The following is a 26642-nucleotide window of genomic DNA, read 5'->3' on the forward strand; positions in this document are numbered from 1 at the left end:
GTGAGAAGTTAGACTAGATAGTTCTCTCTGATCACGGAAAGCAGCGCATGCCCTTTGACCTTGGCCAGCAGTCGCTCGGCATAATTGTGATGACCTTTGCGGTCTGCACACTGATTATCGGTTTTGCCGGGACCCGACTTGCAGGGATTGCCGTCAAACTGGCCGAGCGTACCGGCATGGGGCAAATCATCGCAGGCGCGTTGTTTGTCGGCATGTCAACCAGCCTGCCGGGCAGTGTCCTGTCGGTGACGACCGCATGGCAGGGCCATACCGATCTTGCGATTGGCAACGCCCTTGGCGGGATCGCCGCCCAGACAACCTTTCTGGCCATAGCCGATCTGGTTTATCGCAAGGGCAATCTGGAACATGCCGCCGCAAGTGCGACGGGCCTTGCGCAAACCACCCTTCTTTTAAGCATGCTGTCCGTGCCGCTTCTGGCCTATGCCGGGCCGGAATGGATGATTTTTCATATTCACCCGGCATCGATCCTTTTGTTTATCATTTATGCGTTTGGCCTGAACCTTTTGTCGGAAATCCGCGATGAACCGATGTGGCATCCCAAGAAAACCGACCTGACCGAAGAGGACGCCAAACATGACGAAGCCGACACCCACCCGGAAAGCTCCGTTCGGCTTTGGGGTGAATTTCTGGCCTTCGCGCTTTTGACCGCCATTGCCGGTCACGTCATCGGGCAGGCCGGCCTTGCAATCGTTGCAGTTACCGGGATCAGCGAGACCGCCGTTGGCACCTTCCTGACTGCGATTTCAACATCCTTCCCGGAATTTGTTTCGGCCATTGCCGCGGTGCGGATGGGGGCGGTCAATCTGGCTGTCGGCGACATCATCGGCGGCAATGCCTTTGATGTGCTGTTTTTGGCCGCATCCGACTTTGCCTATCGCGAGGGATCGATCTACGCTGCCTTTACCGATCAGCACATCTTCACCATCGCGCTGGTCATCCTGATGAGCGGGGTGTTGCTGTTAGGGATGCTCAACCGCGAACGCCGCGGCATCGGCAATATCGGCTGGGAAAGCTTCGCGATGCTGGCACTTTATGGTGGATCAATATTCTATCTGGCGGGCTAGATTCTATCTGGCGGGCTGGCCCGTGGCGTAAACGCCTTAAAGCACTTCCTTGACCTTGGTCGCAAGATCTTTGAGCGAAAACGGCTTGGGCAGGAAGTGCACACCGTTTTCTTCGTCCAGCTCATCGCGATAGGTATCCTCGGCATAGCCAGAGATAAAGATGATCTTCAGTTCCGGCTTTTTCTCGCGCAGCATGCGGATCAGGGTCGGGCCATCAATGCCCGGCATGACGACGTCCGAAATCACCAGATCAATGACCTTGTCGGTGTTGTTTAGCACCTCAAGCGCGTTGTCGCCGTTATTGGCCTCAAGCACGTCATAGCCCTTGCTGCGAAGGGCCCGCGCGCCAAAGGTCCGAACCGCGTCCTCATCCTCGACCAGCAAGATCGCGCCGGTGCCGGTCAGATCGCGTGACGGGGTTTCTTCGACAACGGCCTGCGTTTCGGCAAGTTCGGCCTCGGACGCCTCATAGCGCGGCAGATAGATGGTAAAGGTCGTGCCTTTGCCCTCTTCGCTATTGACTGCGATAAAGCCGCCGGTCTGTTTGACGATGCCATAGACGGTCGAAAGACCAAGCCCCGTCCCCTCGCCGCGTTGCTTGGTCGAGAAGAAGGGCTCGAAAATGCGGGTCAGATTATCCTTGGGAATGCCGATGCCGGTATCGGTCACCTTGATGCCGATATAATCGCCCGGCGGGATAACTTCAGTGCCGGTTGCGGTCGGCTCGTCAATAATTTCGGTGCTGGTCTGAACCGTAAGCGTCCCGCCCTCGCCCGCCATGGCATCGCGCGCATTGACAACAAGGTTAATGATCACCTGATCAAGCTGACCCGGGTCGACCTTTACAAGACCTATGTCGCGACCGTGGCTGACCTTAAGATCGATCTTCTCGCCGATCAGGCGGCGCAGAAGGTTGGACATTTCCGCCAGCGCATCAGTGATATTGATGATTTTCGGCTGTAATGTCTGACGGCGCGAGAACGCCAACAGCTGCCTGACAAGATTGGCCGCACGGTTGGCATTCTGTTTGATCTGCATGATGTCAGCAAAGCTCGGGTCACCCGGCCCGTGACGCGACAGCAACAGATCACAGAAGCCGATCATCGCGGTCAGAAGGTTATTGAAGTCATGCGCCACCCCACCGGCAAGCTGACCAACAGCCTGCATTTTCTGGGACTGGGCAAATTGTTCCTCAAGGTTCTTCTGTTCGGTCGTATCAAGGAAGTTCAGAAGCAATGCACCGGCTTCGCCCGAACGGCCCGCCACACGTTGCAGGTAAATCTGGGCGGCAACACCGCGTGATCCCGAAAGGCGGGCTTCGATCTGCCCCCCTTTGCCCATGCCCATCACGGCCTTGGACAGGTATCGCGCCACTTCGTCACGGTCTTCGGGCACGATCAGTTCCAGGATCGAACGACCAACCACCTTGTGATGCATCTGACCGGCCGTATCGATAAAGGCGCGGTTGGCATCCGTGACTGTGCCAGACATATCGGCCAGAACGATCGAAAGCGGGCTTTCATCAAAGAACCAGCGCACCCGACGTTCGGTTTCGGCCAGTGCATGTTCCCATTCGTGGGCCGGCATCGGATCGGGGAAGATCACGGCCTGACTGCGCACTGGCCCGGTGCCCGGCGCATTGATCGAATGAGTGACAAAGCAGCGGATGGGTTCGCCACCGGCAACCTTGAATTTGACCTCGCCATTAACGCCATCACCAACGATCAGATCGGCAAGTTCGACCGACCCGTTGTTGAAGTCTTGGGGCTCCCCGCCCAGCCAGCTTGCCAGACGGCGGTTGAGGTAAAGGATGCGGCCTTCTTCATCCAGGCCACACACCCCGACCGGCAAGCGTTCGATCATCTGATCGGCGTGCTCAAACCCACCTTGCGCCTCGGCAACCGGAAGGTTGGCGACCATTTCGCTGGCCTGTGGCCCCGACAGGGCAAAGCGTTTCTCGGTATCATCAGTCGGCAACAGCAACGAAGATCCGCCATCGGCCATCACGGCACTGTCGACACCGTCAACAGTCCACAGCATCTTGCCCGCACGCGCATCGGCGGCGGTGACAGAAATGCGAAGACAGGCACCATTGGCGGCCTTGTTCGTATCAGGGGTGATGTCGGCTTCTTTGTCAGCCTCTTCGCCATCTTTGGCTTCTTCGGGGGTTTCGTCATCCGCATCGGAAGTGGCACTATCGGCTTGATACTTTTCAGAATGCGACAGATCGACAAACATCTGCCCGCCTTCACCGCGCATCGCACGGGTGCGCAATTCGGCCAGTTCGTCACTGCCAATCCCAAGGAAGGACAGGCGCGCCTCAAGCGCGGACAGCATGTCCGGTCCGGCTTCTATGCCGAGCTTGGATGAAAAGGCCGGGTTGGCGTAAAGCGTGCGGCCATAGGCATCAATCAGCGCAACGCCGATATCGGATTTGGCAAAGCCCGAAATCAGCGGGCCAAGCCCATCATGCCCGCCATTACGAAGCTTTGCAGACAGCGACAATGAGGCAACGGCGACCACCGCAACACCGGTGACCATCGAACCGATGATCCACATCAGACGCGCGTCAAGCCCCGCCTTTGCCAAGACGTCCATCAGGACGAAGACAAACGCAACGAATGCGACACTTACAGCAAGGATAAGCCCCCGAAACAGCACGCGACCGCCTTTAACGACAATAACTTAACAAAATAGTCTATACTTTTAGCTGCTTATCGCCCGACTGGCTACCGGCAAGTTTCGCATTCGTTTTCCAAGAGGAATATCTCGGGGGGAGTTATGGATTGGTTCTCAAGTCTTGATGTTGAGCTAAAGGCAGCTGTAATTGGATCTCTAACAGTGCTTTTAGGAATTTTCCTAAAAGATTTCGTATTTCAAGTTATCAGCGATTACTTCAAAGAGAAGAAAGAGGCTGAGAAGCTCTTTAATGCGTATGCCCCAGCTCTTTCTGATGCGCTTACAGCCTTATTCTTTCGCCTCAACGAAACACTGATAAAGAAGGGAAGAGGGACTTACCTTGTTTCCAAAGAGTCCCGTACAGCCTTTGAAGAATACAAGTACGTCAGCACGATATATCGACTTGGAGCAGTTATCTCTTGGATTACGGCTCTAAAGAAAGAAAATGCATACAAGACTTTAGCTAACAAGAAGAGTTATGAACGCTTCGCAACCGCGATATCTAATTTAGAAAGAGCGATGTCTGACGGTAATCATGTTGAAGATGCAAGATTACAGAATTTGGTTAATGAACTTATTGGCAAAGAGACACGCGTGGAAATAGAGTCGGAGCTTGCAATCAGAATTGATCATATTATCGCCAGGGAATTGAACAAAAAACAAAGCTGCCGAGTTCCAGCAAAACTTAGTTCTGACGATCAATCTACTCTGTGCCATGGAATCGTCGCAGAATTGAAGCAACATGATCCTTTTAAAAGTTTAGGACCGCTCACAGAGGCTCAGAAGACAAAAATCATCCAAGCCATATCCATCAGAGAAGCGTGGCTATATCGAGACTATCAGTCAGCAATTGGCGAAGCATTTTTCGACCAAGAACATCAGCATAATAGAAATTATAGTGTTATCGGATTTGGCAAATTCGAGCAGTTGTTTTACGAAAATCATACTACTCAGCGGAAATGGTTTGATCGACTTGGTGCTATCTTTGACGACGTAAACCTATCAAACACTCCAGAACTTGACGCCCGCATTGATATGCTTAGGCAAACTTTTTTAGCAACGATAGAATTAATTTACGCGTTAGATGAAACAAAAGGGAATAGTATACGGATATCAGGGTCCACTTTAAGCGCTGCTAGAAAAGCTAAGAGCGACATAGAAACCGCCTTCTAAGTAGACACATGTTGAGGCGGCAGGAACCATTACAGTTCCTGCCTTTCACACATTTCCTGTAGGCGTGCGCTAGAACACCCGAAGCCGATAGAGGCCCAATTAGTTGCTCAGACGTTTGACCTGTGCTTCGTCAAGCTTGGTGCCATCGAACTCGACACTGATGCCTTCTTCGCTGACATTGCGGACGATTGCGCGCATTGGGCTGTTGATGCCGGGTAGTTCAAGCTCGATCTTGGTGCCCGAAGCGATACTGTCATCGCACAGAAGCATCGCCCCGCGTTCCGAGATGTTTTCAAGACGTGCTTTTGACGCCTTGCCACCAAACCGGATTGCAACTTCCTGCGAGGACGGATGACGTTTTGAGCTACGACGATCAACATCAGCAGTCGATGTCCTGACAACCTCAACCAGCACATTACGCAAATCACGTACGGCAACAGCAACCTGTTCGGAAAGCGTACCAACTTCGGAAGCCAGACGACCGGTTCCAGACGCCTCTTCGGACACCTCGTTAATTCGGCTGGAAACTTCACGGGATGCCGCCGCCGTTTCATTCACGTTGCGTGCGATTTCAGAAGTCGCAGCACTCTGTTCTTCAACAGCAGCCGCAATCGCGGTCGAGACTTCATCCATCTCGTGGATTTTCTCGGCAATGGTTGCCACCGCGGTCACAGCAGAATCCGTCACCGCCTGAATTTCAGCAATCTGGCGGGTGATTTCATCGGTCGAACGGCTGGTCTGGGTCGCGAGGTTTTTGACTTCCTGCGCCACAACAGCAAAGCCCTTACCGGCGTCACCGGCACGGGCAGCCTCGATGGTTGCGTTAAGAGCAAGCAGGTTGGTCTGTTCAGCAATGCCGGAAATCAGTTCAACCACTTCACCGATACCGCGCACGCTGTCAGCCAGCTGCGAAACAGTCGCTTCCGTCGAACGGCTGGCCTCAACGGCATCTTCGCTGACCCGGTTGGCACGCGAAATCTGATTATTGATTTCACCAAGCGAAGAATTCAGCTCTTCACCCGCACCGGCAACCGCCTCAACCGTTGCCAATGCTTGCTCGGAAGCCGCAGCCACGGTCTGGGAGTTACCCTGAACAAGGTCAGCAGAGCTCGACATCCGCTGGGCAGCTTCGGCGAGTTCGCCAGTCTGACCCGAGATGGTATCAACAACGCGACGGGTTTCACTTTCAACCCGCTCCGCCATTTCGCGCAGCGACTTACGACGCTGTTCTTCAGATGCCAGTCGGTCGGCTTCCTGCTGTTCGCGCATCTTCAGGTTATTCAAACCGGTTTCGCGGAACACATGCATGACACGCACCAGATCGCCAACTTCGTCATTGCGCTCAGACTTTGTCAGTTTGACATCAAACTTGCCATCCGCCAGTTGCGCCAATGTGGTGACACTTTCGGCCACCGGTGCCGAAATGCGGCGATGCATGACCCACGCAATCAATGCACAGATGATGATAGAGGCAATTGTGACTGCGGTGGTCAGCACAAAGACCGATTCAACGTTGCTCTCAAGACCCTTGAGCTTGTCGACCAACGCATGTTCGATAGACAAGCTATAGGTGTCGGTAAGCTCGACAGCCACTTCAAGTGCCGCGGCAAGATTGGCGGCGGCATCATCGAAACCACCCATCATCTTATTGCCGACTTCCGGACCACCATCGATATAGCCCTGCGCCATCTTCTTGCCCGCGGCGTAGTAAGCTGGGAATGCGGCCTCAACTTTTTCAAGCGAGGCGAGCAGTTCAGTCTGACCAAGCTTTTCTGCCAAGGTCTTTGCCGTTGCCAGGTTCTCTGCCAGCCCCTGTGCGGCGGCTTCAGCCTCGTCAAAACCGTCATTCAGACCATCAAGACCACGGGTCGCAGAAATATCTGTCAACCATTGCTGGACCTGAATAACGTTATACCGTGCGCCCTCAATCGCCTTGATCAAGCTCGGAACGTCTATACTGACGACGACACCGATTTCAGCAGCCTCGTGAGTCGCCTGGCGGCTTTGGCTATTTACGACACCTATACCAACAGCGACAGCGATCAGCATGACGACGATGATCGCGTTTGAGAGGGCTATCTGCCCGGCAATCCTCAAGTTCATCAAGGTATTCCTGTTTGAAATGGCAGACATTTTTGCCATCTGGTTGAGCCTAAGTCGCCATACGTATAGTTTCCGAAACACGTAATGGGAACCTTTAATTCACTCTTACTACCAAAGCGGCAGTTGTTTATTGATCCAGATCGTTGCAATCAAAAATTATTAAAAAGTTTCAATGGGGAGTTTTGCAGGACTTTATTCGGCTAGAGAAGCCGATTATCCAAGTTTTTTGCCGCGCTGACGGAACACGAAGGAGATGATTTCGGCGACGGCCTTGTAATGTTCCGGCGGGATTTCCTGATCAATCTCGACGGTTGCAAAAAGTGCACGGGCTACCGGCGGGTTTTCCATGATCGTGATGTCGTGTTCTTCGGCGACCTCACGAATTTTAAGCGCGACATTATCCTGCCCCTTGGCGATGCACATCGGTGCACCCATGGTATCGATGTCATATTGCAAGGCGACGGCAAAGTGCGTCGGGTTGGTGATAACCACGTCGGCCTTGGGCACGTTTGACATCATGCGCTGCTGGGCGCGTTCCATCCTGATCTGGCGGACCTTTGCCTTGATCTCGGGGCTACCCTCGGTCTGTTTGTATTCGTCCTTGATCTCCTGCTTGGACATTTTCATTTTCTGATTGAACTCGTACTTCTGATAGGCGAAGTCGAGCCCGGCAATCACCGCAGTGAGCGAGATTGTCGCAATCAGCAGAATCACGATCATGTCGTACAGGCGTTCCAGCGTCAGGCCGAGTGACAGTTGCGGATACAGTTCAACGTCCATCAGTTCAGGCACGATCACGAGGCCAAGCACAACACCAACAAGGATGATCTTGCTGACGTTTTTGACAAACTCGACCATGCTTTTCATGGAAAAGAGATTCTTGAGCCCGGTCAGCGGGTTCAGTTTGTCGGGCTTGGGTTCGATCCGTTCCATCGCAACCACAATACCGTTCTGGACAATGTGCCCGGCTGCGGCAAAAAACATCAACAGCACAAACGGAATGCCCAGCACCCAAAGCATGCCCAGAATCACGTCTTCAAACAGACCGGGAATGCCCGCCTGGGTGACGTCAAATCGATGGGGATGTTCAAGGAAACCGACAGCAAGATCACGAACGCTTGCGGCCATGCTCGGCCCGAGCATGGTCATGACAAGACCACCGCCGAACAGGATCATGAAGTTGCCGACTTCCTTGGAAACCGGCACCTGACCTTTCTTTCGCGCGTCCTCAAGCTTTTTACTTGTGGGGTCTTCTGTCTTTTGGCTGTCGTCTTCTTCTGCCATTGGCAAACCCATGCTTGGCAATGCGGGGGAAAATGCTACCCGTCATTGCCTTACGGACTAAGAAACGCCTCAAGCCCGTTCTCGAAATATGCAAGATAAACCATCATCATGGATGGCAAGGCCAAGGTCAACAAAAGCAGTGCGATCGCGATCTGGACCGGCATCGCGACAAAGAACACCGGCAATTGCGGCATCAACTTGTTGAGCAGACCCAACGCAATCTGCAAACAGATTGCGACCACCAGAAACGGTGCCGACATCTGCATCGCAATCGCGAAACTGTCATTCAGCGCCCTTGCAAAAAACTCGCTCATATCGCCCACCGGCAAAACACCGCCTGGCGGAAACAGGGTATAGCTTTCAAACACCGCCTGGATCATCAGGTGATCCATCCCGGTGGCAAACAGCAACACCAACCCGACCTGCATCAGGAAATTACCCGTCACAGCACTTTGCGCCCCGGACAACGGATCGGCGGTAAACGCGTTTGCCATCGATGACAGATAGGCAATAATCGACCCGGCAGTCTGGATCCCGGCCATCATGACCTGGGCAAACAGGGCAAAGAACAATCCCACCGTGACTTCATATCCGATACCAACCAGAAGAGACGGCGCATCAGCCGGCTGTGGCGGGAAAAGCGGCCCAGCCAAAGGTGAAATGACAACCGCCACCCAGAAGGCAAATAACAGGCGCGCGCGTGCCGGGACTGAACGCGCCCCGATACCCGGCATAAAGGCAAAAGCTGCCCCCACCCTGGCGAAAGTCATCAGGACGACGTAAACATTCAGCGTAAGAAGTTCTTGAAGATCCATATCGTCTTCGACTGCCTTACAAAGTCACACTGGCTAATTCACGCAGGTGTGCCGCGGGTTTCACGCTAATTGGGCAACCCGATAAAGTGGTCAACCATTCGGCCCATGAATTCGATCAACTCGGTCATCATCCAGGGCAACAAGACCAGAAGGGCGATAAAGATCACCAGAATCTTGGGCACGAAGGTCAGTGTCATTTCCTGAATCTGTGTCAGGGCCTGAAACAGGGCGACGATCAAACCAACCCCCAGCGCAATCAGCATCAACGGCGTGGTGACTTTCAGCAGTGTCCATACCGCGTCATAGGCCACGTCCATGATTTCAGCTTGATCCATCGGGTCTTCCTGTTCGCCGTCTTGTCATGCGGGCCGCATCGGGCCTTTATTCTTCATACAGGATTTATCACGGGTTTTGCCATGATTTCCTGACTTATCAAACGCTTCCTTGCGGATTTCCCAAAAACACAAAAACCGCACGAAAGATCGCGCGGCTTTATCAAGGGCGTCTGAAAATGCCGATCAAACCGGCATGTTTAGAATGCTCTGATAGGCTTCAACGGCCTTGTCACGAACCGAGACAACAGTACGCAGGGTAACTTCTGCGGCAGACACCGCAGTCACCACTTCGTGCAATTCGGCATCACCGGTGATGGCCTTTTGGGTCATCTGTTCGCTGACTTTCATGGTGTCGCGGGCATCATATGCCGCCCCCTTGACCATGTCGGCAAAACTTTCCCCCGGGTTCACGGACTGGCCCGAACCGGTTACGGTTTCCGTAACGGTGTTGGTCTTGCCAGCGGCCGCATTGCGGTAGGCAGAAATAGCATCGTTGAAGCTTGCGACCATGGGTATCAATCCTTAAGCGTGTTCTTGTCCCGTTATATCGACTGCCTACTGCAGGATATCAAGGGTCTTGAGCAACATACTGCGCGATGACTGGATCACATTGAGGTTGGCCTCGTATGAACGCTGTGCTTCGCGCATATCCATCATTTCGACCAGCGTTTCAACGTTCGGGGTCTGAACATAGCCCTGATCGTTTGCGGCCGGATGGCTTGGTTCGTACTTCATACCAAAATCAGAGCGATCCGGCATCACCTTATTGACCTTAACCATCTCGACACCGACTTCGCGGTCCATGACGTTTTTAAACGTCAGAAGCTTGCGGCGATAGGGCTCCTGCCCCGGTGCCGTTGCAAGGCTGTCTGCGTTGGCAACGTTTTCAGCCGCAACACGAAGACGGGTACCCTGTGCGCGCATACCAGCAGCCGAGATTTTAAAAGCCTTGTAAAGTTCCATGGTTCTTGCTCTCTAACGACAGGTTAAATGCGGCCAAGGGCCGAAATGAACATTGATTTCTGTTTGGCATACAGACGGGTCATGGTCTGATAATCGACCTGGTTTTCGTTCATCTTGACCATCTGTTCTTCAAGGATCACGGCGTTTTTGCCCGGTGCGACTTCATAGTTCTTGCGCACTTCCTCGTCCTTGAAGTTCTGCGGTTTGTTAAGACCCTGACTATGGCCCGGCGTGGTCGCCTGCATCGCAAGGATGAACTGGCGGTCGCGGCCGATATTCTTCGGGTCGAATTCCTTAAGATCGTTGGCGCGGTAGTTCGGCGTATCGGAGTTGGCAATATTCTGCGCGATGACTTCCTGACGCTGTGTCAGCCAGTCCATCTTCTCTTTGAGGTTGGCGAACATGCCAAGTTTGCCGATATCCATTTCCTGCTCCTTGTCTGCGCGTCTTGCAGTATTGAGTGCGCGGGTAAAGCCGAAGTTAACATCACGCCCTGATCGGACCCGGATCGTTCGAAGGGCCGTTTTTGCCGCCCCGATAAATCCTGCCAACACAAATGCACGTAGCGTGCCAAACATAAAAACAGCGTTGAATTTGCCCGCATTTCGTTCTAATCGATGCGGGCACTAGACCCCGAGTATGAAACCGGGCATATTGAGCGCATCTGACGAATTATATTTGTCATCTATCTATCGAAACCGGGACATTGCATGCTCTATCTCACACGAAAAGTTGGCGACTCCGTTGTCATTGATGACAATATTGAAGTCACTGTCGTTGAGGTGCGCGGCAAGACCGTAAAGCTCGGCTTCACCTTCCCTGAAGATGTGCAGGTTCTGCGTCGCGAACTTTATGATCGCATTCAGGAAGAAAACCGTTCGGCAGCGGTCAGCGAAGATCTTATTCGCCACCTCGGCACCGTTGGATCGTCCGACAAGACCGCGTCCGAGAAAAAGAGCGATTCCAGCGACGATTAGGCACTATGCCTCCGCCCCGCTTATCGCTTAAATACCCACCCCACTGACATCCCGCATCCAAAACATCTCAGTCCGCTGATTATCGACTGTGTCATCTGACAGTCGTTTGCCCGACGACACATCGCAGTTGTCGGCGACAACGATTTGTTGACCATCTTGGGTCTATGGTCGACGCTATTGAGGTTGATCGCCGCAGACTGGCACGGCAAACCGTCCTGAGTTGAAGAACCGAATGAGCGGGAAAAAGCCCACCTATGACATTACCGACACCCCGGCAAGCAGGACGGAAAATCTTGCCGCACCGGGTGCGCATGACCAAAAGGCGGTCGCGCTACGGTATCGGCATGGAAAGGATAATGCCCCGACATTAAGTGCCAAGGGCGAAGGCAGCGTTGCGGAACAGATATTGCAAGTCGCCTTTGCCAACGGCATCAAGGTCCGCAAGGACAGTGACCTGACCGAAATTCTGATGGCTGTCGATGTTGAAAGCGAAATCCCGCTCGAAGCCTTTGCAGCCGTCGCCGAGATTTTGAACTATATATACCGGATCAATCGCATCTATGGCGGTCCGTCGCGCAGCCAGTCCGATCCCGAAGATCAGATCATGGCCACACCAAATAATGACGTAAACGGGGAAGGCCCATCATGAGCCCAGAACAGTACAAGCCCGATCAGTTCAAGAACGACCTGAAGCGCGTCCTGTCATTGATCCGCACCGGACAGCGATACCTTGAAGACGGCAAGGTGGTTGAACTGGCAGCGCTTGAAAGCCGCATTGCCGATCTGTGCGAGAAAGCCCGCACCATGGCCCCGGACCAGCGCCAGGATGTTGCCCCGTTGCTTGCCGCATTGAGCGAGGAACTGGCAGAGTTCGAAACGCGCATGCAGCAGGAATATAGCGACATCCAGCGCCAGCTGCGCGGCATCAGCAACACCGCACAGGCAACAAATGCCTATGCGCAGGCTGCACGCACGAAATAGGACCTGCCCACTAAGGTGCTGATTTAAAACCGGCCCTTGAAACTGACCGTTGGGGCAATGCATGTGGATGCTGCCTTGCCTGACCTTGCACGGCACGGTAAACAGAAACACGAAGACAGGTGATCGTTTCAAGATCAACCTGCCAACTGAGCGTCACAGGTTGTCGACGGGGAAAACTGCCTGATGGAACTAAGCGCCTATTTCCGGTTTGTGGCCGCCCTGCTTTTTGTGCTGGGGATTATTGGCGTGTTTACCCTTTTGGCGCGGCGTTTTGTCCCCGGTGCACGCAATATCAACCGCCGTGGCGTGAAAAGACGCCTGTCGGTTGTTGAAGTCGTCCCGGTCGATACCAAACGCCGTCTGGTTCTGCTCAAACGTGATGACACTGAACATCTTGTCATGCTTGGCCCGAATGGCGACACCGTGATCGAACGTAATATCGGCACACAGTTCAGCGAAATCCTCGGCAATCAGAGCCTTGCCGATGAAACCCCCGAATCTTCGGGTAGCTCGATCACGGCCGACAACCCAAAAGACATCGATCAGACTGACAGGAATGCGCCTGCATGAACCGTGACGTCCCATCACCATCAGCACGCACCCAGGATGTGAAACCGGCCAAAACTGGTTGGCGCGCGCCGCGCTGGTTAACGCTTTGCGCAATCTGGTCGCTGATCCCGCTGATCGGCATCATGGCAGGCGGTGACACCGTTCACGCGCAATCATTCAACTTTGATCTTGGCGACGGCCCCGGGGTGACATCATCGGGACGTCTGATCCAGTTGATCGGCCTGATCACGGTTCTGTCCATTGCGCCCGCCATCCTGATGATGGTGACGTCCTTTACCCGTATCATCGTGGTTCTCAGCCTGCTTCGAACCGCCCTTGGCATTCAGCAATCGCCACCGAACCAGGTTCTGATCAGTCTGGCGATGTTCCTGACCCTGTTTATCATGATGCCAACCCTGGAACGCGTCTGGGACGAGGGGCTGGAGCCGATGATCAATGGCAACATTGATGAATTCGAAGGGTTCGAACGGTCCGTCAAACCGGTTCATGATTTCATGATGACCCAGGTCCGCGAACGTGATCTTCAGTTATTCGTCAATCTGGCCGGGATCGAGGAAATCACATCCCCTGATGACATCCCGCTGCGCTCGCTGATCCCTGCCTTCATGATCAGTGAATTGCGCCGTGCGTTCGAAATCGGCTTTTTGCTGTTTATCCCGTTTCTGATCATCGACATGGTGGTTGCCAGTATCCTGATGTCGATGGGTATGATGATGCTGCCGCCGGTCATCATTTCCCTGCCATTCAAACTGATCTTCTTTGTGATGGTGGATGGCTGGTATCTGATTGCCGGATCACTGGTTGAGAGTTTCGGCGGGTAGGCCGACGGGCCAAAAACGTTGCATCCCAGACAACAGAAAAACAGCCTATCTCAGCTTTCGAGATAATCGCGCAGGCGATAATACCAGATCGCAATCGTCGCGTAGGCACGATGCATGTCATGGGCAATCAACGGGCTGATGTCAGTGAACCGCAGGGGCAACGGCGTATCGGGCGCCAACAGGTTATCGGCAATTGCCTTGCCCAGTGACGTCGACAAAGCCACCCCGCGCCCGTTATAGCCAACCGCCATCGTCATATTGTCCACCGGGCGATGGATATGCGGGAGATGGTCATAAGTCATGGCAAGGCGGCCCGACCAGTAAAACTCAATCGGAACCGACTTCGTCCACGGATAATAGGCATGAAGTTCCGAGACGATCCCATTGAATGCCGCGCGACTGACGGGATCAGCAAAGGATCCCCGCCCCCCGATCATCAGGCGCCCGCCCGGTCCAACGCGGAAATAATTACCAATCCGGCGACTGTCGGAAACGGGCGTTTTGGTCGGTAGCACTGTCGCAAGCTGTTCTTCACTGAGTGGTGCTGTTGCCACCTGAAAGCTGTTTACCGGGATCAGGCTTTTGCGCAATTTCGGAAACAGGTCGCCGGAATAGGCGTTTGTCGCAACCACCAGATGGTCGCTTGTGATGGATGCCGTGCCATCACCAATCTCGGCATGCCATTTCCCGGAAATGCTTTTAACGCGCTGTACCGGTGCCGGTGCAAATACCCGACAACCTGCCGCCTGCGCTGCCCGCGTCAGGCCGCGAATGTATTTCAACGGATGAAGCTGGCCTGCCCGGTTATCGAGCCAGCCACCGACAAGGCGCTGGCTTCCCGTAAGGGACTGAATTTCGACGGTATCGAGCATTTTGACATCCGCACCGCGTGTCTGCCATTCGCGCATGCGGGGTTCCAACCAGCCAAGGTGATCGCGCTTGACCGAACCCTGTATCCAGCCACTTGGCGTGGCATCGCAGTCGATGTCGTTTTCCTTGATCAGGTTGAATGTCGTCTCGGCGGTTTTACCGGCAAACGCGGTTGAGAATTCGCCATAAAGCCGGTCTATCTTGTCCGGATCCTGTTTAAGCCCCGGGATCACCTGCCCGCCATTGCGCCCGGACGCGCCAAAACCCGGCCGGAAGGTATCCACAACAATCACCGACGCACCGCCCTTGGCAAGCTGAAGCGCGCAGGACATCCCGGTGAAACCGCCGCCGACAACCAAGACATCGCAAGCGTATTCGCCTTCGGGCTTTTGCGTTTCGGGGGCGTTATTCGCGGTCGCTTCCCAGACCGACGTCAGATCATCTTGCATTTGGACCTCGGTCACCGGGTGTTGCGGCGGAACTCGGAAATGAATTGGTTAACGAACTGATTTTAAAACCATAACTCAAATTCAGATGGCATCAACGGATTAGTTCTGATGTATCGGGCGCCGTTGGTAACAACACCATCCCTCCAACCCGGCCGCCAAATAAAAAAGCCGCCTGCAGCGCAGGACGGCTTTTGGTCTTCCCTAGACTTGGGCTTTGGCGCCCAACGGTTATCCGGTCCTAGCCTTGGCGGCGGCCGGATTTGAAAACATCCTGTTCAAGTGGCTTGAGGCCAAAGCTGCCGCGACGCGGACCGGGATTTTCCGCCACGTATTTTTCGGCCACCTTGCGTTCATCCTCGCTCATGCGGGCATGGATTGCCCCCATTTCGCGCTGCGCCTGACTGCCTTCGGTCGGTGCCGACATTTTCAGCCAGTAATAGGCCAGAATATTGTCCTGTTCGACGCCACTGCCAATCGCATAAAGGCGTCCAAGTGCTGCCTGACCATTTGCCGATCCCTTGCGGGCCGCACGTTCATACCAGGTCGCTGCACGCACCATATCAACCGGCACACCAAGGCCATGTTCGTACATCACACCGATCAGGTGATAGCCGCCCGGATGGCCAAGCTCGGCCAGATCCATGGCAAGATCCAGCGCATTGGCGTAATCGGGTTCGCGATGCGGCACACCGAAAATCTGGATTTGGGTCATCTGATATTTCGCAGATGCATCCCCCTGATTAACCGCATGGCTCAACATCTTCCAGCCGCGGTCAAACAGCTTCAAATCAGATGAATGGCAGAAATACATCGCAAGGTTCGCCTGCGCATAGGCATCACCCTCGCTCGCGGCGAGTTCAAACCAGCTGATGCTTTCGGCGATATTGCGTTCCGCGCCAAGCCCGACACCAAGGGCATAGCCAAGGGCCGATGCGGCCTCGACACTGCCAGCACGTGCAGCACGCATGTTAAACTCGAACGATTTCGACGGATCGCGACGAACCCCGCGGCCTTCAAGATAAAGGTATGCCAGAACGCTGGCAGCAGACGGGTCATTCAGTTCGCTTGCGCGTTCGAAATAGGAGACAGCCTTTTCGTCGTCCTGCGGCACGCCCCAACCGTTCAGATAGCAAACACCAAGGTTGTAAAGTGCTGCGACTGAGCCGAACTCGATCGCCTCTTCAAACCAGTGCGCCGCCGTTTCGGCATTTTCCTGAACGCCAAGCCCCTTGGCATAGAGATAACCAAGGTTGTTTGCCGATACCGGACCACCAGCGGCGGCTTCTTCGTTAAACCAGTAGGCCGCTTCGCGGTACCATTGCTGGCCTTCGCCAAGATCCTCGGCAACGCCGAGTCCCTTGCTGCGCATATAGCCATAGCAAACCGCCGCAAAAGCACGGCTCTGTCTGTGAATTTGGTCAAGGATGCGGCGGGTCGCGGACTCGTCACGCGGCATGCCGTCGCCCAGATAATGCTTTTGGGCAAGCGAAAGCTGGGCGAAAATGTCCTTTTCGACATTCGCCTCATCGTAATAGACCATTTTAAGTGCACGATCCATCACAGCACTACACTCTTCACCGCTCAAAAAAATCCAACAGAATCATAGCGCTTACACCCACTTTGGGCGAAAAAGGCGCCACCATATAGTTATTGAACGTTAATTTATAGCACTAAGCTGCGACTTTTCCAACTGGTCTCGATAGGTTGCAAGGAAACCTTGGAACTCTTCTACTTCGTCGACGCGATCGGCAAGCGTCCGGTAATCAATCAACCCTTGGGTCGGCGAAGACGTGATCAGGCTGAAGGCCTCGGCATAGGGGCTTTGGGCCATGACTTCGCCATAACGCCGCTTGAGCATGTTAAGGGTGCGTTCCTGCCCGGCCATCGCCAGATTAACCGCCCAATTTAGCATGTATCGGCCACGCTCATCCGAGATACCGTTTTCATCGAACGGTTCTTCACCAACCAGACGCTGGAACGTCTCGGCGGCGGACATGTAATCGCGGGTATTGCGATAATGATCGATCCGCAGCAATTCGGCATTGCGCGAATAGTCGCCTTCAAGCGACGCAATTGCTTCAATACCGCGATCCGTATCAAGCAGGGCACGCGCCCGAAGATGTCGACGCTGGGTGGCAAGTTCATCGGAAACACCCGGCACTTCGGTCTCGTCGATGATGCGGATGGTTTCCTCTGGCTTGCTATCAAGAAGATAAACCAAGGCCAGTCGCGCTCCGACCCGGGCCTTTTCCACGCCGGTCAGACGGAAGTCGACCTGATGTTCAAGGAGTTCCTCGGCGCGTTCAAACAGTTCGACATCAACCATGCGGTCAGCAAGACGGCGAATAAGTTCGTCACCCTTGTCCCCCGCCGGGGTCAGTTCGCGGAACTCGTCATAAAGCGCAACCGCCTTGATCGCCGAGATATTATTGATTTCCTCGCCGAGATACAGGTTTTCGAAAGTTTTGTGCATCATGTCGGTCGCCTCGGTCGCCACCGGCATATTCGGGAAGAAGATTGCGACCTGACGCAGGGTATTAAGCCCTTCGCGGAAATCCTTGTTCTCGATCTGCAGTTCACCGATCCGTTTGAGCAACGCCATCTCGAACGCATCACCGCGCCATGCAAACCGCAGCTTCTGAAGCTGTTCGATCGCATCTTCGACCGTCAGGCGTTCAAGCCGCATCAGAAGTTCGGTGCGATCAAAGATCGCATGCGCACGCGCCTTGCGGTTTTCACCCTCTGCCACCTGATCCCAGGTCGCGACAGCCTGTTCAAGCTCGCCGGCTTCTTCTTCGAAAATACCCTTGAGGTACTGGATATCCATGATCTTGCTTTCGGAAAGACCCGGGGTCACCAGCATCTTTTCGATCATATCCATGCCGGCCTCTGGGTTGCCGACGATCAACGCCTGTTCGGTTGCAATCGGCACCAGACGCGACAGCAATTCGGGCGGGTAGTAATCAAGGATATGGACACTTTCAAGAAGGTCGCGCGCACCTTCGTTCGGACGCCCGCGCGCAGCCAGGGTCACTGCCCGCCAAAGCTGCATCTCGGGGATCTTGCGCAGGCGTTCATCTTCAAGCAGGCGTTCGGCCTCTTCGTATTCCCGGTTCAGGAACTTGACCGCTGCCTTAAGAGCACGGAACTGCAATCGTTGGGCAATCAGCGGATCATCGTGTTCCATGGCGGAAATCACCGCATCGGCTTCGGGTCCCAATCCGTTCGCCAGATAATACTGGGCCAGATCAAGGCGCGCCTTGTTGCGATGCTCGTCACCGGATTCTGCAATCTTCCGGCGCAGCCCACGGATGGTTTTATTGTATTGATCCAGACCACCGCGTCGCCAGTCATCCAGCTCGAAAATAAGACCTTCACGACCATCACCTGTTTGCGCGCGTACGCCGGTTGCCGAGGCCAGCAACCGTGCACCTTCCGGTGAAATGTTAAGGCCATCTTCGGCGGTAACAATCACGGCCTGCCCATCATCGCGCCCGGCGACCTGCACGCTGTCATTCATCGGGGCAACGACCACGCCCTGAACGGATGGCAGGACTTCAAATTCCGGATAGCGCAGCGCCACCTCGATGCCATAGCCGTTCTGGGTTGTCGTGGTCACACGCAAAGTGTCGCCGACTTCGGGATCATCAATCGGGATAATCGGCCCGACATCCTCAAGTGGCACGATCAGGCGCGCACGGGTCTGTTCATCCAATTCAATCGACGGACCCAGCTTTTCAACCGGCTGCATGATGCCTTGCTGCATGGTGATGCGCCAATCACCCGTTTCACTCCGGCCGGTGTAAAGGCCGATGCCCTCGGGGATTGTCATGCGGACAATCGTTGCGTACGGGCTTTCGATCTGTTCGACAACGCCGATGATCTGGGCGGCCTGTTGGCGTACGTTATCAAGGTTGAGATTGGCACGTACATCAAACGCCAACCACAAGAACCCGGCGCGCGACCACACCGCCGCCCCGCCCGGCTGACCGAACGGGAAACCAAGCGTAAGTTCGGTCGCGGTCTGATCAACGGTGACAACAAGATCGCCAATGCTTTGCCGTTCGATCGGTGCCTGCCCATTGGTTCGAACGGTATTGCCAGCGTTCTGCGCGGCCTGGGCAAGGGCTTCGGGGGAGTTGGGGTCAAGCGCGCCCTCTTCGGACGTTGGTGCGGCTGCATCGGGAACGTCCGGCGCCGCATCTTCATTCTGCGCAGTCGCAGACGGGGTTTCCGGCGCGGGTGGTGCTGGGGTTGTCACCCCGGCCTCTGGTGTGTCTGTCGTCCGGGTTTGCGCGGTGGTGGTTGCCGGGGCGCGCTGCACGCCCATGATATCAACCACGACCTTGTTGCCCGACCGGAAATGGCGCAATTGCCGCGCAGGAGTCGTTTCGACAACGACATCCAGCGGATTGGTGTCGCCCTGACGCACACGCACACCTTCGGGCAGGCGTCGTGAAATATCGTTGGCATTGATCCGGGCCGGCGCATCAAACGCGATGGTCTGCTCGCCTTGCGCCCCTTCAAGCACGTAATCGGTGCGGTTTGGCCAGTCAAACACCAGTCGATAGAAGGTCGGATGGCGTCCGACCCGCACGTCAAGCTCCGCCAGTTCTGCCGGGTTATCGGCAACGGTTTCAACCGGCGTTGTCGGCGCCGGGGTTATTTCAGGGGTTTGGGCATCCTGCGCGGGCCGCGCCGGGGGTGTTGGTACGGAGGGTGCCGGTGCGTCGGGTTTATCGAGGATATCCAGGACGACGTTGCTGCCGACGTTAAACGCGCGCACTTCGTAATCGTCACTCAGCACAAAGGCGATTGTGCGACCATCGGGATCAAAGAATGCATCGGAAATATAGCGTGAAACCGGCGTCAGAACACCGCGCAACGAAGCCACCAATGGCTGATCGAACCGCACGACCAACTGGTCGCCGATGATCTCGGCGGTGTAATTGACCGGCTCGTTCCATTGCAGAACAATTCGGCCATACCCGTTATGAAGCCCGGAGCGGATGATAACAGGGTCCGCCACCTGGGCTATTGCAGGGCGCATTCCGCTATAAGGCAAAACCATTGCCGTGGTGGTCGCAATTGCAACCGCCAGCAGGATGCGCACGGCAAGTTTCGCCATACTTACGTGCCTCCGATCCCGCTTCCCCCGTGAGGCTCGATTACAATGTCGACCCGGCGCGCCATTGCAAATCGCGCCTCCTCATCCAAAAGTTTGGGAAGCTGGTCGTATCTTGATGCCGCAAATCCGTAAATATTTATGTAATCTGTGTAACCGGATTGCTTTAACTCGTTGGCAACAGCCCCGGCACGGGCCAGCGAAAGTTCCCAGTTTGATGCATATTGCCCACGCCCGCTAAGCGGCCTTGGATCAGTATGCCCCTGAACACCGATACGGTTACCGATATTGCGCAACACCCCGCCAAGCACGAACAAAGCCTGTTGTGCCTTGGGTGTCATATCCGAACTACCGGCAACAAACAGAATATCACCCGGCAGGGAAATCACCAATTTGTCGGCTTCGCGCGACATGCGCGCATCCCCAAGGACCGGGTTGTCATCAATCGCGTCATCAATCACGGCACTGAGATAATCAAGGTTCATTGCCGGTTTGCGATAGACGCGCGGAATGTTCATGTTCGCCATCGGCTCGTCGGTATCTTCAACTGGCGACGGTTTGATCGATTGCGACAAGGCATCAACGACCTCGTCCCAGCGATCAATCTTGACCTTGGACATGGCAAACAGCATGACAAAGAATGTCAGCAGCAGCGAAATCAGATCCGCCAGACTAAGCATCCAGGGCGGCGGGCCCTTGACCTCTGGCTTGCGTGGTGCGTCTTCGCTCATCCGCCACCTCCCGATGCTTGTGGTCCAAGCGGGATCGGCTGGGAAATGGAAGGCTGCGCGCCACCATTTGCCGGCGGGATCATGAATTGTTGTGGCGCGACAGCACCCGTCTGCCCGCCCGAAACACCGCCATTTGCGCCCGCATCCGGCGTCGTGGAGGTCGGCGTTGCGGCAGGCGTTTCATTTCCATTGCCGTTACGATTGATCGGTTCCGGCGCTTCCTTGGGACCGAAATTCCAGAAAAAGCGAAATGTCACGATGAACGGGTCGGCACCCGGATCAATCCCGACAAAGAAACGGTCTTCGGGTGCGCCAACATCGGTCAGCTCGCGAGCAAATGATCCAGCCTGGGCGATCTGAAGATTGTTTTCAATCTGGATCGTGCCTTTGTCTTCGATCTGGCTGCCCATGACCATTTCCATCTCGTAGGAGGCATAACCATCGTCATCAGCCAGCACTTCGGCAAGCTGGCGCATGAAATCGGCCTGTCTTTCGCGGACCAGAATGGAATTGGTATCAAACAGCTGATCGACATGCATGATGACCTCCATCAGCTTGCCCGGCTGAATGACTTCAACCCGGACCACTTTGATGGCTGTCTCGAAAAGATGGCCCAGCTTGTCCTGTGTTTCCTGTGCTGATACTGTTGGCCCCTCGATGGAGGTCACGGTCTGCAGACTGGTTGTCGGCGGGAGAATGGCCGCAAATGCCGAGGAAAGGCTTTCCTGCACTTCACGGGTTTTGACCTCTTCAAAGGTCGAAATGGTATTGAGCAGAATGAAAAAGGCTAGCAGAAGAAGATAGAGCGCAAGAAACAACGCCACTGCCCCGTTTGTAGGGGGGGAAGGTGGTGTCGGTCCATCGTCCTCTATCTCCGCCATGATAACGCCACTTAGTTAAACATCGCGTCGATGTCGGCCTGCGTTACGCCTTTTCCTTCAAGCTGCGGACCGTTCAGCAAAGCATCTTCGCCTTCCGGTTCTTTTTTCTTCCGCGGGTTGGCGGCAGCATATTTGGCGATTTCATCACCAAATGCCGTCACAAGCCCTTCAACCCGTTCTTCGATGGATTTCAGGGCCTTGATCACCTTGGTCGTGCGCTGGCCGGTGATATCCTGGAAGTTACAGGCTTCGTAAACGCGCATCGTTGCACTGGTCACGATTTCGGCCTGTTCTGGCGGCAGGGTGCTTGCGAATTCTTCAAGCGTGTCCATGGCATCAAGGATTTCGTGCGTCGCCCCGGCGGTCGCATCGACGATGGCATCAAGCTCGTCGGTTGCGTTGGGGATATACTCGGCCTTGATGTCGTCCGGACGAAGCGAGGCGATTTCCGATTTCATCTTGCGAATGATGCCGGAAAGCTCATCGAGCTCGCCAAACAAACGTTTCTGATCATCGGTCGGTTTATCGCCCATAAAGCGCGACAACTGATCCATCAGATCGGACAATTGTTCGACCTTCAGGTCATCACCGTCAAGGCGAGCCTGAAGATCATTCAACAACTGACGTAGTTCGTCTTTGGTCGCCTTAGACATAGCGGTATCGCGGGACACCTGCCCCGCGCTCCTGATCAGAAATCACCAATGACAGTCTTCATCTTGCCTTTCAACGTCTCTGCGTTGAACGGTTTGACGATATAGTTGGAGACGCCTGCCTTTTTCGCCATGACCACGTTCTCGGTCTTGGCTTCAGCGGTGATCATGATGAAGGGCATATCCTTCAGTTTTGCGTCTGCGCGGACTTCCTTCAGAAGCTGAAGACCGGTCATCGGCTCCATGTTCCAGTCGGAAATCACGAGGCTGAACGGAGCCTCACGCAGTTTGCGAAGCGCCATGCTACCATCGGTCGCTTCTTCAATATTCGTAAAGTTGAGCTGCCGCAGAAGGTTACGGATGATACGCAACATGGTTTTGTAATCATCCACAATCAGGATCGGCATATTCGGATCGACGGCCATTCACAACTCCATCAGCTATCTGATCTCCCACCCTTGCCTACCATACTTCCGCATAGTAACAAGGCCCCTAATAATCGTGATGTACCTATTTAATATTGGTTAATCAAGATGTTTAACCCACGATTAAATTCGCCACCACGTTGTCTTCGCTCAAAAATTCTCCCCCAACGGCCACTCTTTCCCATTCGGGCCGTGCGGTCAATCCTTTGCAGCATTCCGCTATTGAAGCGGTAACATGTTGATATCCTGCTTGTAGGCCAGCTCGGACGTCAGCGCGCGCGCACGATCCGGCGTCATTTCTGACAGAACCGCTGCGGTGTTGGCTTCGCGCATGCCCAGTGCGACCTGCAAAAGAATATCCATATCAAGATCGTTCCAGATGCGAGCCGCATCTTTCGGCTTCATTTTTTCATAAACGCTGATCAGCTTTTTGATGCGATCATCTTCCTGCGCTTCCTTGGTTTCGACCAGACCTTCGATGGCCGATTTAAGGGATTTCATTTCCTCGATCTTGGCATCGATGCGCGCTTCGGCGGCGGCAATAAGGCTTTCACGTTCGTCAAGGCGCTGCTCCTTGCGGTCCAGCTCGACACGGCGGACCGACAGGTTCTGCAACAGGTCAATTTCTTCCTGGGTGAAAAGGGTCGGATCGCCGCCCAGCATCGGCGGCACGTCGGGGTTACCCGTGACACCGTCAATCGGCTCACCTTCCATGGTAAGCCCTTCCGGGTTATCCAGACCCGGATCGCCATTTTCCGGCGTTGCGGCCTCTTCGGCAGCAGGATCGGGTGCCGGTGCCTGCGCCTGGGCCATCTGCACCACGCTGACACCTTTATTCTCTGCCGTTTCCGGCTTGGCGGAGTCATACGAAAACAGGTTAACCACCCGCATCGAAAGCACCATCACGCCAACCAGAACGACCAACGGCAGAATACGCACACCTGACATTCACACACCCAAGCATGTCGGCACAAAGTGCCCATGCTCCTTCCCGATTGATTTCTGTCCGTTCCAGTGGAACGGGATCCTACCCATTAGATATATAGAAAACTCGTAATCTCAAGACCGACAACAACGCAAATTCGTTGCTTGAAACTTCTTATCGAACCGACCGCAAGGCCGCCAGCAATTCACGTTCTGCCTCGGAACGTCCCGCATCTTCATCCTGATCATAAGGATCGGACACATCCGCCCGACTGCCATATGATCCCCCCGAACGCGCGGGCTCTTCACGGTCATAGCCATCATCGACCGGCCCATTTCCCCCGCGCTCGATCTCGCCGACCATTCTGGCGGCAAGTTCTTCGGCACGGGTTTCAACACCGACGCGATCACGGTCGTCAATTACATCATTGCGGTCTTTGGCCGCCTTCATTCGCCCAAGACCGGCATTACCAGCCCCGGCCGATTTTCCACCATCACCGCCAGCAGCGATGCCGTCGGCCGCATTTCCAGCGGTACGGCGCACGGAATTAACGTCACGCGCAGCCTTTTCCAGACGGTTGGCAATGCTTTCACCGCGATCGACCATAAAGCTCAGGTCTTCGTTCAGCGCGCTGGCCTTTTCAATATCTTCGCGCAGCCGTTCGCCAGACTGCTCCGCCATTTCCTTAAGGGCGGTGATCGACGTTTCGGCGCGCTCATTGGCGGCATTGAACGCGGTCAGGAAGTTCTGCATATCTTCGCGGCTACGCCGAAAAGCTGCCAGTTTGCGGTTCAGAATAATCGCATAGACAATCGTTGCCCCCAACAGCACGATCATCACAAGATCCAGATAGAACGCGAAGTCCATCAGCTAGTCTTCCTCGTTTATGCGCGCACGATCACGAACCTGAATGGCAATCCTGTCACCCTTGCGCCCCATCAACCCCTTGAACAACGGCACATCCCCGCAGCGGACCTCGACAGGCGAGGTCGGACCAGTATTAAGAACCAGTCTGTTCCCAACTTCAAGGTTGAGGACATCGCCAAGGGCCATGATCTGTTCATCAAGAACAGCCAATAGATTAACATGGGTCTGCCACAGCTCATTTGCGAGGTGGTTTTCCCAAATGGAGTCACGACCGAACTTTTCCCCCATGAACATCTGAAGCAGAAGTTCACGCACCGGTTCCAGCGTCGCATAAGGGATCAGAAGTTCAAGTCGACCACCACGGTCTTCCATGTCAATGCGAAGCTTCGCCACGATGGCGGCGTTGGCATGACGGGCAATGGTGGCAAAACGCGGGTTGGTTTCAAGGCGTTCAAAGCGGAACGTCACCGGGCTTAGCGGGTCAAACGCAGCCGAAAGGTCGCCAAGAACCACGTGGATCATACGTTCCACAAGGTTACGTTCGATCGTGGTGTAAGGACGACCTTCAATACGCATGGCCGCCGTACCGCGACGCCCACCCAGAAGAACGTCCACGATGGAATAAATCAGCGCTGAATCGACGGTCAGCAGCCCGTAGTTATCCCATTCCTCTGCCTTGAAAACACCAAGCATGGCCGGCAACGGGATCGAGTTCAGGTAATCACCGAAACGCAGCGACAGGATGTTATCAAGCGAGACTTCGACGTTATCGGATGTGAAGTTACGCAGGGATGTCGACATCATACGCACAAGGCGGTCAAACACGACTTCAAGCATCGGAAGTCGTTCATAGGCCACCATCGACGAGTTGATGATTGCCTGAATACCCGACTGATCGCCTGCACCCGAACCGTCATCAAAGCCCAGAAGACTGTCAATTTCGTCCTGGTTCAGAACGCGCGCAGATGTGCCGCCGCCCATGGCGTCGGCCATATCGTCGCCGCCGCCATCATCGTCGCCGTCATCATCGCCGAGCATGGATTCCCATTCGGCGGCCATATCCTCGCCGCCGTCGTCTCCACCCTCGTCATCGCCGCCTGCCATGGCTTCCCATTCAGCGGCGAGAGCATCATCATCTTCGTCTTCATCAGCCATCAGCGATTGCTTCCTGAATTTGGCACTCGGGCTGCTACAAGATTATTGTACCAGCATTTCCTTGAACAAAACGTCGTTTATTTTCGCAGGCTTGGCTGCGGCACTCACCCGGATCAAAAGTTCCTCGCGCAATCTGAACATCCCTTCGGAGCCGGAAAGATCCTCTGGACGCAGTTCGCGAAGATAGACCTGAAAGTTGTCAACAATGCGCGGCATCATCTGTTCGACCTGCGGCAGCATTCCTTGGTCGGCGACTTCCAGACTGACACGAATTTTAAGGTAGCTCTGCTTGCCGCCACCGGTATTCAGATTGACCAGAATTTCCGGCAAGTCGACAAAGCCGACATTTTCCGGAACGCCTGGGTCATTTTCAATCGAATCTTCTGTGATGACTTCCTCGGTCTGCTCGCCACCGCCGCCGGTCAGCATGTCTATCACCGGCTGAAGCATGCCGGTGAAATACGCCGCCGCAGCACCGCCCAGCAAAAGCAGCACGAGCAGAATGACCACGACCAGCATCTTCTTGCTTCGGCCACCGCCACCCTCGTCCATTTCGATTTCGTCGACGTCGTCACCCATCGCTTCGCAAATTCCTGCGTTTGAAGTTCTATCTTCCTGATCCAGCAAACACTGTGCCGGATTAAAAGCCATAACGCTATCACGTTAAAAATATGTTGCGTTTCGGTCTATTGGTGATTTGTCACAGCGGCAAATATTACCATCTCAGCGCCATATGTTCAGCCCGGGCACGCAAAGCAATAGCCTGTCGTGGCTATCC

Annotated in this window: 26 protein-coding genes; 7 read left to right on the top strand and 19 right to left on the bottom strand. The window is 54.7% G+C overall.

What is annotated here, in order from left to right:
* Positions 1 to 47 precede the first annotated feature (47 nt).
* Complete coding sequence (locus TH2_RS10350) at positions 48 to 1085, top strand: sodium:calcium antiporter (protein ID WP_008890373.1); 1038 nt, start codon at positions 48 to 50, stop codon at positions 1083 to 1085.
* 36 nt (positions 1086 to 1121) lie between these two features.
* Here TH2_RS10350 and TH2_RS10355 read toward each other — a convergent pair whose 3' ends face one another.
* Positions 1122 to 3746, bottom strand: a complete 2625-nt coding sequence (locus tag TH2_RS10355) for a hybrid sensor histidine kinase/response regulator (protein WP_008890374.1) — start codon at positions 3744 to 3746, stop codon at positions 1122 to 1124.
* Between the two features lie 120 nt (positions 3747 to 3866).
* Here TH2_RS10355 and TH2_RS10360 point away from each other — a divergent pair, with 120 nt between their 5' ends.
* Entirely contained in the window at positions 3867 to 4937 is a 1071-nt protein-coding gene (locus TH2_RS10360) for a hypothetical protein (RefSeq protein ID WP_008890375.1), read from the top strand.
* A 99-nt stretch (positions 4938 to 5036) separates the two neighbouring features.
* Here the strand turns inward: TH2_RS10360 and TH2_RS10365 are convergent, their stop codons facing one another.
* From TH2_RS10365 to TH2_RS10395, 7 genes are all read right to left on the bottom strand, one after another.
* Positions 5037 to 7040: a methyl-accepting chemotaxis protein gene (locus tag TH2_RS10365; RefSeq protein WP_008890376.1), complete on the bottom strand. Its 2004-nt coding sequence runs from the start codon at positions 7038 to 7040 to the stop codon at positions 5037 to 5039.
* Between the two features lie 213 nt (positions 7041 to 7253).
* On the bottom strand, positions 7254 to 8324 hold the full coding sequence (gene flhB / locus TH2_RS10370) for a flagellar biosynthesis protein FlhB (RefSeq protein WP_008890377.1): 1071 nt from the start codon (positions 8322 to 8324) through the stop codon (positions 7254 to 7256).
* Between the two features lie 50 nt (positions 8325 to 8374).
* Complete coding sequence (fliR, locus tag TH2_RS10375; protein WP_008890378.1) at positions 8375 to 9139, bottom strand: flagellar biosynthetic protein FliR; 765 nt, start codon at positions 9137 to 9139, stop codon at positions 8375 to 8377.
* A gap of 65 nt (positions 9140 to 9204) precedes the next feature.
* Positions 9205 to 9474 carry a flagellar biosynthesis protein FliQ gene (fliQ, locus tag TH2_RS10380; RefSeq protein WP_008890379.1) on the bottom strand — a complete coding sequence of 90 codons (270 nt, stop codon included), beginning with the start codon at positions 9472 to 9474 and terminating at the stop codon, positions 9205 to 9207.
* A gap of 183 nt (positions 9475 to 9657) precedes the next feature.
* Positions 9658 to 9984, bottom strand: coding sequence for a flagellar hook-basal body complex protein FliE (gene fliE, locus TH2_RS10385; protein ID WP_008890380.1), 327 nt, complete (start codon positions 9982 to 9984; stop codon positions 9658 to 9660).
* Between the two features lie 45 nt (positions 9985 to 10029).
* The gene (gene flgC, locus TH2_RS10390) at positions 10030 to 10437 is read right to left on the bottom strand and encodes a flagellar basal body rod protein FlgC (RefSeq protein WP_008890381.1); all 408 of its coding nucleotides are present in this window, start codon (positions 10435 to 10437) and stop codon (positions 10030 to 10032) included.
* 23 nt (positions 10438 to 10460) lie between these two features.
* Positions 10461 to 11015 (bottom strand): flagellar basal body protein, encoded by a 555-nt coding sequence (locus TH2_RS10395; RefSeq protein WP_238538686.1) that lies wholly within the window; start codon positions 11013 to 11015, stop codon positions 10461 to 10463.
* A 132-nt stretch (positions 11016 to 11147) separates the two neighbouring features.
* Between TH2_RS10395 and csrA the strand changes: the two genes are divergently transcribed.
* The 5 genes from csrA (at position 11148) to fliP (ending at position 13786) form a co-directional block, all read left to right on the top strand.
* Positions 11148 to 11414 carry a carbon storage regulator CsrA gene (gene csrA / locus TH2_RS10400; RefSeq protein ID WP_008890383.1) on the top strand — a complete coding sequence of 89 codons (267 nt, stop codon included), beginning with the start codon at positions 11148 to 11150 and terminating at the stop codon, positions 11412 to 11414.
* A gap of 232 nt (positions 11415 to 11646) precedes the next feature.
* On the top strand, positions 11647 to 12063 hold the full coding sequence (locus TH2_RS10405) for an EscU/YscU/HrcU family type III secretion system export apparatus switch protein (RefSeq protein WP_008890384.1): 417 nt from the start codon (positions 11647 to 11649) through the stop codon (positions 12061 to 12063).
* Positions 12060 to 12395, top strand: a complete 336-nt coding sequence (locus TH2_RS10410; RefSeq protein ID WP_008890385.1) for a flagellar protein FliT — start codon at positions 12060 to 12062, stop codon at positions 12393 to 12395. The genes TH2_RS10405 and TH2_RS10410 overlap by 4 nt, the downstream gene beginning before the upstream one ends.
* A gap of 183 nt (positions 12396 to 12578) precedes the next feature.
* Positions 12579 to 12965 carry a FliO/MopB family protein gene (locus TH2_RS10415; RefSeq protein ID WP_008890386.1) on the top strand — a complete coding sequence of 129 codons (387 nt, stop codon included), beginning with the start codon at positions 12579 to 12581 and terminating at the stop codon, positions 12963 to 12965.
* Positions 12962 to 13786, top strand: a complete 825-nt coding sequence (gene fliP, locus TH2_RS10420; RefSeq protein WP_008890387.1) for a flagellar type III secretion system pore protein FliP — start codon at positions 12962 to 12964, stop codon at positions 13784 to 13786. Before TH2_RS10415 ends, fliP begins: the two co-directional genes overlap by 4 nt.
* Positions 13787 to 13836: 50 nt before the next feature.
* On the opposite strand, the gene TH2_RS10425 is transcribed toward fliP, so the two are convergent.
* The 11 genes from TH2_RS10425 to TH2_RS10475 form a co-directional block, all read right to left on the bottom strand.
* A complete protein-coding gene (locus TH2_RS10425) occupies positions 13837 to 15105 on the bottom strand; it encodes an NAD(P)/FAD-dependent oxidoreductase (protein WP_008890388.1) in 1269 nt (422 codons plus the stop codon).
* A gap of 238 nt (positions 15106 to 15343) precedes the next feature.
* A complete protein-coding gene (locus TH2_RS10430; protein WP_008890389.1) occupies positions 15344 to 16663 on the bottom strand; it encodes a tetratricopeptide repeat protein in 1320 nt (439 codons plus the stop codon).
* A 99-nt stretch (positions 16664 to 16762) separates the two neighbouring features.
* Positions 16763 to 20233 carry an SPOR domain-containing protein gene (locus TH2_RS10435; protein ID WP_008890390.1) on the bottom strand — a complete coding sequence of 1157 codons (3471 nt, stop codon included), beginning with the start codon at positions 20231 to 20233 and terminating at the stop codon, positions 16763 to 16765.
* 2 nt (positions 20234 to 20235) lie between these two features.
* A complete protein-coding gene (locus tag TH2_RS10440) occupies positions 20236 to 20961 on the bottom strand; it encodes an OmpA/MotB family protein (protein ID WP_008890391.1) in 726 nt (241 codons plus the stop codon).
* A complete protein-coding gene (locus TH2_RS10445; RefSeq protein WP_238538687.1) occupies positions 20958 to 21785 on the bottom strand; it encodes a hypothetical protein in 828 nt (275 codons plus the stop codon). Before TH2_RS10445 ends, TH2_RS10440 begins: the two co-directional genes overlap by 4 nt.
* A gap of 68 nt (positions 21786 to 21853) precedes the next feature.
* Positions 21854 to 22495, bottom strand: coding sequence for a protein phosphatase CheZ (locus TH2_RS10450; RefSeq protein WP_040823392.1), 642 nt, complete (start codon positions 22493 to 22495; stop codon positions 21854 to 21856).
* 35 nt (positions 22496 to 22530) lie between these two features.
* Positions 22531 to 22917 carry a response regulator gene (locus TH2_RS10455; protein ID WP_008890394.1) on the bottom strand — a complete coding sequence of 129 codons (387 nt, stop codon included), beginning with the start codon at positions 22915 to 22917 and terminating at the stop codon, positions 22531 to 22533.
* 219 nt (positions 22918 to 23136) lie between these two features.
* Positions 23137 to 23865, bottom strand: a complete 729-nt coding sequence (locus tag TH2_RS10460) for a MotE family protein (RefSeq protein WP_008890395.1) — start codon at positions 23863 to 23865, stop codon at positions 23137 to 23139.
* Between the two features lie 151 nt (positions 23866 to 24016).
* Positions 24017 to 24709 (bottom strand): DUF6468 domain-containing protein, encoded by a 693-nt coding sequence (locus TH2_RS10465; RefSeq protein ID WP_008890396.1) that lies wholly within the window; start codon positions 24707 to 24709, stop codon positions 24017 to 24019.
* A 3-nt stretch (positions 24710 to 24712) separates the two neighbouring features.
* Positions 24713 to 25864 (bottom strand): flagellar motor switch protein FliM, encoded by a 1152-nt coding sequence (fliM, locus tag TH2_RS10470; protein ID WP_008890397.1) that lies wholly within the window; start codon positions 25862 to 25864, stop codon positions 24713 to 24715.
* Positions 25865 to 25906: 42 nt separating this feature from the next.
* Complete coding sequence (locus tag TH2_RS10475) at positions 25907 to 26443, bottom strand: flagellar basal body-associated FliL family protein (protein WP_008890398.1); 537 nt, start codon at positions 26441 to 26443, stop codon at positions 25907 to 25909.
* Positions 26444 to 26642 lie beyond the last annotated feature (199 nt).

The sequence above is a fragment of the Thalassospira profundimaris WP0211 genome (assembly GCF_000300275.1).
GTDB lineage: Bacteria > Pseudomonadota > Alphaproteobacteria > Rhodospirillales > Thalassospiraceae > Thalassospira > Thalassospira profundimaris.